At 46.5% G+C, this 11,618-nt stretch carries 8 protein-coding genes; 4 read left to right on the plus strand and 4 right to left on the minus strand.

Annotated features, from left to right (window positions below; all coding sequences use genetic code 11):
* Positions 1-132: 132 nt before the first annotated feature.
* Positions 133-687, plus strand: a complete 555-nt coding sequence (locus QUA04_RS26710) for a hypothetical protein (protein WP_445242378.1) — start codon at positions 133-135, stop codon at positions 685-687.
* Positions 688-794: 107 nt separating this feature from the next.
* On the opposite strand, the gene QUA04_RS26715 is transcribed toward QUA04_RS26710, so the two are convergent.
* From QUA04_RS26715 to QUA04_RS26730, 4 genes are all read right to left on the minus strand, one after another.
* Positions 795-1,220, minus strand: a complete 426-nt coding sequence (locus tag QUA04_RS26715) for a zinc-ribbon domain containing protein (protein WP_333262953.1) — start codon at positions 1,218-1,220, stop codon at positions 795-797.
* Between the two features lie 262 nt (positions 1,221-1,482).
* Positions 1,483-2,676: a glutathione S-transferase family protein gene (locus QUA04_RS26720; RefSeq protein ID WP_333262956.1), complete on the minus strand. Its 1,194-nt coding sequence runs from the start codon at positions 2,674-2,676 to the stop codon at positions 1,483-1,485.
* A gap of 343 nt (positions 2,677-3,019) precedes the next feature.
* The gene (locus QUA04_RS26725) at positions 3,020-3,901 is read right to left on the minus strand and encodes a tetratricopeptide repeat protein (protein ID WP_445242379.1); all 882 of its coding nucleotides are present in this window, start codon (positions 3,899-3,901) and stop codon (positions 3,020-3,022) included.
* Positions 3,902-4,267: 366 nt separating this feature from the next.
* A complete protein-coding gene (locus tag QUA04_RS26730; protein ID WP_333262962.1) occupies positions 4,268-7,513 on the minus strand; it encodes an ATP-binding protein in 3,246 nt (1,081 codons plus the stop codon).
* Positions 7,514-7,909: 396 nt separating this feature from the next.
* Here QUA04_RS26730 and QUA04_RS26735 point away from each other — a divergent pair, with 396 nt between their 5' ends.
* The 3 genes from QUA04_RS26735 to kaiC all read left to right on the plus strand — a co-directional run bounded on the left by QUA04_RS26735 (position 7,910) and on the right by kaiC (position 11,261).
* Positions 7,910-8,845: a circadian clock protein KaiA gene (locus QUA04_RS26735; protein ID WP_333262966.1), complete on the plus strand. Its 936-nt coding sequence runs from the start codon at positions 7,910-7,912 to the stop codon at positions 8,843-8,845.
* 192 nt (positions 8,846-9,037) lie between these two features.
* Positions 9,038-9,352, plus strand: coding sequence for a circadian clock protein KaiB (gene kaiB / locus QUA04_RS26740; RefSeq protein WP_006632119.1), 315 nt, complete (start codon positions 9,038-9,040; stop codon positions 9,350-9,352).
* A gap of 346 nt (positions 9,353-9,698) precedes the next feature.
* Positions 9,699-11,261, plus strand: a complete 1,563-nt coding sequence (gene kaiC / locus QUA04_RS26745) for a circadian clock protein KaiC (RefSeq protein WP_333262968.1) — start codon at positions 9,699-9,701, stop codon at positions 11,259-11,261.
* The last annotated feature ends 357 nt before the right edge of the window (positions 11,262-11,618 follow it).

Below are 11,618 nucleotides of genomic sequence, written 5' to 3' on the forward strand. Positions count from 1 at the left end.
ATGGTTATTAAATGGGATCGAAAAATCAAAAATAAAGGCAATGCTATTTTATCCGGTTTAGCTGCGTAGCAGCTTAGTAAAAATTGCCCTTACGAACAATGTGTAGCTTTTGAGAAGTACGATGGCACTAATTTGCATTGGGTTTGGGAAATTGAACTTGGTTGGTATGCTTTTGGTACGCGCCGCAGTAGATTTGATTTGGATGAGATGGGAATTGCAGAATTTAATGCTGCACATCCAGGCTTAGAAGAAGCACCGGAAATTTTTAAAAGAGACTTTGCTAGTCCCTTAGAGTCTATATTTCGAGAGAACGAACAGTATCACTGCCCTGAAATTACTGTGTTTACAGAGTTTGTTGGTGCTAACTCGTTTGCGGGAAAGCACAAAAAGGACGATCGCAAACAACTGGTGCTTTTTGATGTGGAAACTGAGGGCGGTATGGTTGTTCCCGATCAATTTATTCAAGATTTTGGTAAATTAAATATTGCGCGAGTGATTTATCGCGGCAAACTGACGGGCAAATTTATGGATGATCTTCGCAAGGGGAAATACGGTGTGGATGAAGGTGTTGTGTGCAAGGGAGGCCGCAATGCTAATAATCTGTGGATGGTGAAGATTAAGACTGATGCGTATATGCAGAGATTGCAGCAAGCTTTTAAAGATGATTGGGAAAATTACTGGGAATAGGCATTTTAGCACTAAATTTGAGCGTGAAAATGCGCTCTTCTGCAAAGCGGGGCGCACAAGAATGCAAAGCACTGCTCTCTCCTGACATTATTTTTAAAGTGTTAAATTTAATGACGCTTGTTAGCAATTCCTTCTAGATGAATCTTGCGGGCTAAAGCGCGGCGAGATTGCTCTTGGTGGCGACAACTGCGACAAAACTTGGCGGTAGTATATAAACTACCCTTCGCCACTTCATACCACCACTTTTGCTGCACCGCTGTCCACACCTCTTGACTGTTACAGCCTGCACAAGTAAAAGGTAGATCGAGATAATATCTGCGCTGAACAAAGTCGGGCGGATCGTAACTGTTGTTTGGAGCCAGGGAGCTGAGATCTACAATCACTCCCCCATGCGATCGAGCCCACTCCGATGTTGCAAGGTTCTCAGCTTCTCTCGTCGCTTTTCTGGCTGCCAGATGTTGGTTTGCAAGTTTGGTTTGGCGAGCTTGCTTTTGTGCCTTGAGTTCAATCCGACGTTGTTTTCCACTTTTCATATTTCTATAGAACCCATTTGAGATCTGTTCTTAAAAAATAAGGCGGACAAATAAGCCGTCTTACATAACTCAAGGGTAACAAGACTAACTCAATAGACTTCTCCCATAATTCTTGTAGGGTAGGCATCCTGCCTGCCGTTAACAGGCTTTTTGGGAGAGGTCTAATTAGTAACAAGAGGAGACATCATGTGGCGATGGTAACAAAAAGCTGAAATCCATCTGGATAAAGCTTGTGACAACAGCAATACAGATCAAATGGGTTCTACACAAAATTAGCCGGATCTTGATCTCGCCGATGCTTCAGCAGAATCGGAGAACCTTGGCCATCACCTACCAAAGCCGCCGTTTCCTCCAACGCTTCCCTCAATCGCTTGGCCGCGTAGATCGACATATCACGGGGCACATTCACCCGATCGCGCAAATACCGCAAAGCCGAATCAGAACCAGCCGGCGGCGTACAAACTTCGCCAGTCATCATCAAAGTTAAAGCACAACGCAAAGCCTCATCAAATAAATTGTCATCAGCAGGATTGACTCGAACGATGTTGGGGTGGTGCTTAATGACGCGGTGAAGTGCTTCAGCGCGGGAGGTTTCCGGTTCTGGATACATCACATCCGGCAGTCCAGCCCAAGGCCCATTATCCACGCGGGCTTTATTGAGTAGCATCTGAGGTTCGCCGTTTTCATAACAGCCGCCCATCTGAGGTGGTAAATCGTGGACGTGGGTGTGAAAATCGCTCTGAGTGCCGCGATAGGTAGGGCGGGTTTCCATCGCCGCAAACCAGTCAGCAAAGCGCGGGTTTTCTTCCCGCATCGAGTAGCCTTTGTAGTAGTAAAGACTGGCATTCATCCGTTCGACGTAGGGCGTAAAGATGACATCCGCAGTGCCAAATTTATCGAGGAAATAAGGCCCCGGAGTGCTAGCCAAGGCCTTTTCTACCTGGGCGACGACGCTGATAAATTGGTTGCGGTTGTGTTGTTCTACTTTGGCTGAACTTGCTGGGTAGCACAGCCAAGAGCACCAGGCTCTAAATAGCAGTCGCTCTAACCGCCGCATGGGTATTACTGCCGGGTTTTCCATGCCCAAACCCAAGGGGCCATAGACTCGTTCGAGGGCGATTAAGATATCATCGCTTTCGGTGATGATGCGGCCGTCTAGTTCGATCGCCGGTAGCATTCCCGATGGCACTTTGCGCTTGTACCAACTTTCCTTTTCCCCATAGCAGAACATAGTAACTTTCTCAATGCGGTAGGGGATTTGTTTTTCTTCTAACCACAGCCAGACTTTTTGGCAGTAGGGACACCAAGCATGGTTATCGCGGTACAGGGTGACTCGCACATCGGATTCGGTTTTGCCGAAGAGGCGCAAGCGGGATTGGGCGTTAGTTGGCCCGTTGACGCGATCGACTTCAAAGTCTGTGAGGGCTTCTAATTCTGTCCAGCTTAGGGGGGTCATGCGATTTTAGATTTTAGATTTTAGATTTTAGATTTTAGATTGGAGAATTGAAGGCAGCAACTGCTTCGTGGGAATAATAGAACTTACGCAGCAACTCTATCTGTAGGGTGCGCTGTGCGCGCACCTTACCCCTACCCATAACGTATTCAACTATTTTTTCGTTTTAAGCTGTTCTGCATTTAAATTGTATCTCAAAAAACAATAAAACTCTTGTGGGGTGGGCGTCCCGCCCGCGGAGAATATGCAATTTAAATGCGCGACAGCTTAGCCCTGAATAAGATAGTTGGTTATCAGTTAAAAAAGGCTTTGAGGACTGAAGTCCTCACTACCAACTTAACTACAATTAAGGCGACATTTGGGCAGGCGGTGGGGTGTCTTGAATTTTAGCCAGTGCTGCTTTCATTTCGGGAGTTGCTAGCAACTTTTGGGTATCTGCGATTAAACGATCGCCCCAGAGGTTTTCTTGGAGATATTCTACGGTAGCATAGCGTTTGTCGAGTTTTAGAGCTGCTTCTCCCATCGCTAAGCCTTTTTCTTTGTCACCTTTTGTGTACCATGCTACTGCTAGAGCTAGCATTGATTCGGCTGCTTTGTTGTCGATCGCGATCGCTTCTTGCCAGCGTTTGATGGCGCTATCAACATCTCCCATTTCGTATTTGACTAATCCGATATTGTTGACAGCAGGCCAAAGATTTTTTTCTAAAGCAAAGGCTTTTTCGTATTGGGCGATCGCCTGATCAAACCGCTTCAGCTTATAAAAAGCATTGCCTAAATCAAATAATGCACCTGGAGTGTCTGGTTTTAGTTTCAACCCTGCTTGCAAATATTCGACTGCTTTCTCGTAGTTCGATTTCCGAAAGTGAGCTTCTCCCAAGACAAATTTAATTGAGGGATTTTCTGGCGACAGAGATTGAGCTTGCCCCAAAGCTTCAATGCCTTTGTCAAACTGCTCGACTTGAAGGTACAAGCTACCTAACAAAGTCCAAGTTTGAGCATTTTTGGGGGCTAACTGTGTGGCGAGTTCGGCTCTGGGTACGGCGAGTTGGTACTGCTGGAGTCTGGCTAGCTGGACGGCTTCTTCTGCAAGGCTCAAGGCCGTTTGTTCGAGTTGGGCCGAGTCGATTTGCAGGGTGTAAGGCAGGAGTGCCTGTGCGACAGCAGGCTCGGGCATTGCCCCCAAACCGAGTGCGAGTAGCAGAGATATTAAAGGAATGCGATTAGGCACTGTACAGCCCCAGAAAAAAATATAAGGGTTTCTCGATCGCCTATAATAACTCATATTTTTGAGTTTTGATATTGCTTCTTGACTCGCAACACTTCGGGGTTTTCATTTAAATACTTCTCAAATTCTGTTTGCACTCAGGATGGCTGTTTTTCTTCACTGTTTTATAGACGACTGACAACCTCACTACAAATAGCCAAATTATGAGCTATTATAAACTTGAATCAGTTAATAAATAGGGCTTCGCGGTTGTCAGTTAAAGCTCTATAAAATTCTGTTTTTGCTCATAAATAATAGTTTATTTTTACTTATTTATAAACGAGTTAATTCCGCACTACAAATCTGGCAAATCCTTCATTTTCAGTAACTTTAGTGAGTTAATAAAGCCTGTTGAATTTTGTCTAACAATTGTGCTGCAGATAAGGAAGAAGGCAAAATTTTAGCAGAGACTTCTTGCAGTAGAAAGTCGATCGCCTCGGATTCCGAATTTACAGCATACCGATAATCCCAGACTAAAATCGGCAGTTTTACAGCCATTTGCCGCAGGTTCGATAGCGCCTGCAGCATAGCGGTTGATTCTGAGGGGGCATCTCGTAAGCACAGCAAAACTAAGTCAACGCTTTGATATTGCAACTGCTGCAAAACTTCTGTCCAGCAGGGAGCAATCGACCCTCGAAATCCTGCGGTTTGGATGTACTGAATCAAAGCTTGAAAGTTGGGAGTAGAAAACTGGGAATTGGGGAGGGGAATCTCGGCATTTGTCGATCGATCGCAATGTTCCAATTCTCCCGTCGGGTTCCCCCCAGAAGCTCGGTGCAAATCGGGTAAAGTCGAAATGTCGGCAAATAAAATGCTGGGCTTCCAACTCATGCCAGCAGCGACTTGAATCACTTGCCACAATGCACTGGCCACCAACCCGGTACCTGAAGTTTCACTGTCGTCGGGACTGCGGGTAGCCAAACAGGGAAATACCGACAACCCTTTGACTTGATTTGCCAGTTGCGTAGTAGTGGGTTCTAAAGTCACCAAGGGGAGAGAACCCAAATTTCGAGACCGACTTAACTGTTCGATAAAAGCTAAGGGGTTTTGCAGTTGACTTGTACCGTCCAAGACGATCGCGTCGGGTCGCCAAATTCGGGCCACGAGTTCTGCTTGGTCGAGGTCGTCTGCTTCTAAAACCCGGCAGTAGTTGGGGTTGAGCAGTAAAGCGGAACCTTGAGACGAACTGTTTTGCGGGCTGAGCCACAACACGGTTAAAGAACTCTTCACTTTGCCTGTACTGGCATTACTGTGGCCGATCAAGTCTGTCAGCAGCCGCCGCAAAGCGGGTTCTTCCACCGGCAAGCTCAAAAAGCCTTCGGCTCTGTTGACACTGGCCCGTTCTTTTTCGCCTCTGGTGGCCGTGATAATCGCCGGAATCGATCGGGTATCCGGGTCACTCTTGAGCAGCGTCAGCACATCCCAACCCGACAGCAGTGGTAGCAGCGGGTTGAGGAAAATCGCTTCGGGACTGAACCTGCGAGCTTTTTCCAGCGCTTCAGTGCCGGAACGAGCGACTATTACTTGGTAGCCCAAACCTGAGATGACGTTGGTTAAATCTTCGATATATTTGGGAACTGCTTCGACTATTAATACTAAACGAGAGCGAGAATTGGCGGTCAGAGTCGGATATTGGGGTTTTAATAATTCTTCCTCAGCGGCTCCTGCTCCCGGGACTTCTTCACTGTTGTTTCCCGGAGGATTTGGTGGCAGCAACAGGGTAAATTGAGAGCCTTGGTTTTCTGAGGAAATAAACGAAACGTCCCCGCCGTGGAGCCGAGCTAGGCGTTGAGTCAGTACCAGCCCCAGTCCGGTTCCTTGAAAGCGCCTGGTGAGGGGGCTTTCTAGCTGTTGGAATTTCTGAAAGATTAGGTGCTGTTTGTCTGCGGGGATGCCGATGCCAGTGTCCCAAACTGTGAATGCGATCCAGCCTTCCCAAACATTTACTTTCAATCCGATTTTGCCGCCAATTTCGGTGAATTTTAGGGCATTGGAAAGGAGGTTAACCAGCATTTGCCGCAGCCGTAGTTCGTCGGCAATTAAGTGGCTCAGTCCCGGTTCTATTTCGAGTGTAAATTCTATTTGGGCGGAGGGTTCTGCGTTTGCTGTACCGTCCGTTTGGCTGGGGGCGGGAGGGTTTTTTTCTTCTTGCTGTTGCAGTTGTTTTGCTTGTTCAAAGGCTCTTTGGCAGGTTGAGGCTATTTCGACCGGTTCGGGAATTAGTTCTAGCTGCCCGGTTTCCATTCGGGTCAAGTCTAATATATCGTTAACTATGGTCATCAAATGCCGCCCGCTTTTATGGATTAGTTTGGCGTAGCGTGTTTGGCGGTCATTGAGTTCTCCGATCAATTTATCTTTTAGGAGGCTGGACAAACCGAGGACGGCGGTGAGCGGGGTTTTTAGTTCGTGGCTGATGCAGGATAAAAATTCGTCTTTTAGTCGGTTGAGGTGGATTAAATCTGCGTTTTTCGCTGCTAGTTCTTTGGCGACTAAATGTTCTTCGGTGACATCTTGTCCCATTACTAAAATTAGCTTGTCTGAGAGTGGCTGTTTGACAAATTGCCAGATCCGTTCTTGACCTTTTTGTACGGGGCACTCGCAAATGTAGGTGTCTGGTTTGCCGGCCATGGGACACCAAGCTGGAGCGGTTAAGGTTGAGGGGGAGGCGGCGGCGTACAAGGGCAGCGGGCAACTGGTGGCTGCGGTTGAATCGCGCGCGGCGAAGCTATCCCGCAGGGAATCGCCCGATCTACTTGCTCCTACTAGGCTCCTGCAGTCTGTGGTGATGCCCTCTAACTGCACGCTCTTGTATTCGCTTGTTAAATGGCTTGGTTTGCGCGGCGAGTGTTTACCCAAATTTGCTGCTGGTTCTGGAACTGGTTCTGGGCCTGCTCCCAGCAAAATCCGCCACGCTGCGTTTTGGCTGACTATTTGTGCGGTGGGGGTTTGCAATCTCAGGGGCAGGGGCAGTTTTTCCAGTAGTTCGACTAGGGAGTTCAGGTTTTCCGAAGGTTTCAATCCTGCTTCTAGAAAGCGCACTTGAGCGTCTAGGACCGTGGCGATGGCTTCGGAAACCGGCCTTAATTCGATTTCTTTGACGGCTGTTTCCTGCTCTGTGAGGCTGCAGAGCGAGCTGCTGTTTGCGGCGAATTGCAGCAGGCTCAGGCTGTCTAGCATTCCTAAAAATTGACCACTGGCATCTGTGAGGGCGATCGGGTTGTTTGATGAAATGCCCGCGGTTTGGCGGTTTGACCGGTCTGGGGTGTTCTGTTCCTCTGTTTGCAGGTACTCCCAGAATTCCCTGACGCTCATAGTGGCGGGTAATGCCCTGACTGGTTCGAGCGCGATCGGGCTTTCTGACAAAGGTTGTTGCCCGTCGTTTGTGCGATCGGCTCCCCAAGCCCAAAGGCTGCGGAGGTACACTAATCCCAGCGGCTGTAACTGTTCGTTGACTACTGCGACTCGATCGCAGTTGCAGGAGCTGAAAATTGACTGCAGCGATTCTAGCGCTGCCGTTTGGAGGCACAGCGGCACTGGCTCGATAAAATTTTTGATACTGGGGCTGGTGAGTGGCATAACAAACCTGAGAGTCTGCTCGCGAGAGCAGTAATATTTTTGATGCTCAATGTAGCTGCGAATTTCTGTATCTTATTTGTTTTATATCAGTTCGCTATCAGGCTCGGTATCTGCACCGAGACCGGGGAGTTCGATGCCTACGCCTGATTTGAGGCGACTAGCAATTATTTTAAGGCTTAAGCTTAATTGCAGAAATCACGCTCAGGGTGCTTGACACAAAAACAAAAAAGTACATTTTCATTCTTCAGGTGCTAGAAGCTCATCACTTATTTTGCGGTTAAGATTGTTTAAAATAAATATTGAGATGATTGTTAAAATGTTAAGTTTTTTATAAAGGAGATATCAACTCTGAGCGATCCAGCACTTTCGGGCAACTTAGGTGGTGCACCTACAGCTTTGCTTTCCCAACTGTCTATCGGTATTTTTGTCCGCTCCGAGGAAATCGTAGCCTCTGCGATCGAGCTTTTGAGGGGCGAACGCTATGCTTTAACGCACATTAAGTCGGCAGTGGAGTTTTTGGGGTTCCTTAAGCACAATTATCACCTTGATTGTTTAGTTTTGGAGGTGGATGGGGATCTGCGATCGCTTCTGGCCAAGCTGCAAGAACGATCGCTCTTTTTGCCTGCTGTGATTTTTTCGCCCCAGCCCGGGGAGGATGAAAGGCCAGTTGCACCATATTCAGATGGTTTTGAGGCTGCCACCAGTACCGCCAACACGAGTTTAGACGAAAGTTGTGCTTTTTTTTATCACCCTGCTGAGGTGCAACTGGCAATCGCTCGATCGAGCGAAATAGTTGCCGGTATCGATCAGGCTATCGCACAATTTCTGAAACTATCAACTCCGGTTCCTGTCAATTACCAATCCGCAAGGAGCGATGCGACAGCTCAATTGACTGCTCAAAGTTTGCTCAGCCGACAGCAGCGGCGGCTGGCGGAAAAATTACGGGAGCGATTAGGATACTTAGGTGTGTATTATAAAAGAAATTCCCAGATTTTTTTGAAAAATCTGTCGGGATCTGAGAAGCAAAAGTTTTTGGAGCAACTCAAGTCGAGTTATCGCGACATCGTTTTGAATTATTTTTCTCAAGATACTGCGGTCAACAATCAAATAGATGAATTTGTAAACTTAGCTTTTTTTGCTGATGTTCCCGTGACTCAAATTGTAGAAATTCACATGGAATTGATGGACGAGTTTGCTAAACAGCTAAAAATAGAAGGGCGCAGCGAGGAAATATTGCTTGATTACCGTTTGACCCTGATTGACGCGATCGCTCATATGTGCGAGATGTATCGGCGATCGATTCCGAAAGAAGCATCTCAGGTTATAAGGTAGAAGGCAAGGGGCAAAATTCAAGTAAGAAGAACGTAGAAGATAGAATTTAACAAAGAAGAAAGGACAAGACAAACGGCCGCGCGATCATCGAAAGGCTGAAATTATTATAAAATAACAAAGAACAGGGGATTTAAGACAAATAAGAACTACAACTAACATCTGACAACTAATACTCACCATTTTAAAAAGTTCATGAGTCCTCTGAAGAAAACCTATGTTCTGAAGCTGTACGTTGCGGGGAATACTCCCAACTCAGTGCGAGCTTTGAAAACCCTAAAGGACATCCTCGAACAAGAATTTCAAGGAGTCTACGCACTGAAAGTCATAGACGTTCTCAAAAATCCTCAGCTAGCAGAAGAGGACAAAATATTGGCAACCCCAACGCTGGCCAAAATCCTGCCGCCGCCGGTGCGAAAAATTATTGGCGATTTGTCCGATCGTGAGAAAGTTCTGATAGGATTAGATTTGCTCTATGAAGAACTTCGCGAAGAAGACCTGAATTCATAAAATAATCCGGTGAGAGTCAGTCAATTTTAGATTTGAGACTTCGGTTTGGCGTGAAACGTTCGGCGAGCGCGAGCGTCGAAGCGTCGAGTCGCGCTCAGTCGAACGATTTTAGATTTTAGATTTACTCAACAGATGAATCTGGGAGGTTCAACAAAAGTCTAAAATTTTTATGTTTCCACGACAGGAGTACGTGGCACGGTATCGGTTTTTGGGCGGGGTCATTAGTCAGCACTCAGCAGTCATTAGTTATTGAGCAAGAGCCAAAACTAAAAGCTGGGTACAAAGACTCATGATCGGCGGTTAATGAGTGACAACTAAAGAATACTGAGAGTTGACAAAAATCGACATGAATGAAATTAGTCAAACGGTTAAACGAGAAGGATTGGTAACGGCAGGAGTTGAAAAAATTCGCACGATGATTGAGGGTTTTGATGACATCAGTCATGGCGGAATGCCCATCGGCAGAACCACCCTAGTCAGCGGCACGTCAGGCACGGGAAAAACTTTATTTGCCGTACAATTTCTCTATAATGGAATTACCCATTTTGACGAAGCTGGAGTTTTCGTAACTTTTGAAGAATCTCCGACAGATATTATTAAAAATGCTTGCAGTTTCGGTTGGGATCTGGCACAGTTAATCGAGGAAGGCAAGCTATTTATTTTGGACGCTTCCCCCGACCCGGAAGGTCAAGATATCGTAGGAAATTTTGATTTATCAGCCTTAATCGAGCGAATTCAGTACGCCATTCGCAAATACAAAGCCAAGCGGGTTTCTATAGATTCAGTGACTGCCGTATTTCAGCAGTACGACGCTGCATCGGTGGTGCGCCGAGAAATTTTTCGCTTAGTTGCCCGCCTCAAACAAGTAGGAGCAACTACAGTTATGACTACGGAACGGGTGGAAGAATACGGCCCGGTGGCGCGGTTTGGGGTAGAAGAGTTTGTGTCGGATAATGTAGTGATTGTTCGCAACGTTTTGGAAGGGGAACGGCGCCGCCGCACAATGGAAATTTTGAAGTTGCGCGGTACAACTCACATGAAGGGCGAATATCCTTTTACTATGACTAATGACGGAATTAATATTTTCCCATTGGGGGCGATGCGATTAACTCAAAAGTCTTCAAACGTGCGGGTTTCTTCGGGCGATAAAACTCTCGACGAAATGTGCGGTGGCGGTTTCTTCAAAGACTCGATTATTTTGGCTACGGGTGCAACGGGAACCGGTAAAACCCTGTTGGTGAGCAAGTTCTTGCAGAATGCTTGTATGAACGGCAATCGGGCGCTGCTTTTTGCCTATGAAGAGTCGCGGGCTCAGTTGTTCCGCAATGCTTATTCTTGGGGCATTGATTTTGAGGAAATGGAACAGAAAGGAATGCTGAAGCTGCTGTGCACTTACCCGGAATCTGCCGGTTTGGAAGACCACTTGCAGACTATTAAATCAGAAATTGCGGAGTTCAAACCTTCTCGAATTGCTATAGACTCGCTGTCGGCCTTAGCTAGGGGTGTCAGCAATAATGCTTTCAGGCAATTTGTGATCGGAGTGACAGGTTTTGCGAAGCAGGAAGAAATAACCGGCTTTTTTACGAATACAAGCGACCAGTTTATGGGTTCTAATTCGATTACGGACTCCCATATTTCTACTATTACTGACACAATTATTATGCTGCAGTATGTAGAGATTCGAGGAGAAATGTCGCGGGCAATTAATGTGTTTAAGATGCGCGGTTCCTGGCACGACAAAGGAATTCGGGAATACACAATTACTGAAAGAGGCCCACAAATTAAAGATTCGTTCCGTGGTTACGAACGGATTATCAGCGGTTCTCCGACTCGGATTACGATTAATGAGAAGAGTGAGCTATCGCGGATTCTCCAGGGTGTACAGGGTCAAGACGATGAGGAGATTTGAGAGTTAGCAGCGATTGGTCGTTAAAAGTAGGTTGGGTTGAGCTAGGAAACCCAACTTTTTTAAGTTTAGGAGTTTGTGAACATTTATAGCAACCGTGACAATGTTTGGGAGGTTCTTAAGTGCTGAAATATGAGCTTTTATTGCCTTCTTCATCAGCGCCTTTTGCTATAGCAATCCCACTCAATAGGTTGTGGTAAAAATCTAGGGGTAAGCTGTTGTGCCTCTAAATTGTATATTTCAATGACATCTCAAAAATCATAAAATCCTATCTCTACTCGATTTGTAACCCACATTCCGCAGATATTCAAGCAGAAGGAAAGGAAGATAGATTCGGAAACACAAAACTCCCAAACGATT

The organism is Microcoleus sp. S13_C5 (genome assembly GCF_036700845.1).
In the GTDB taxonomy this organism is placed as follows: Bacteria; Cyanobacteriota; Cyanobacteriia; order Cyanobacteriales; family Microcoleaceae; genus Microcoleus.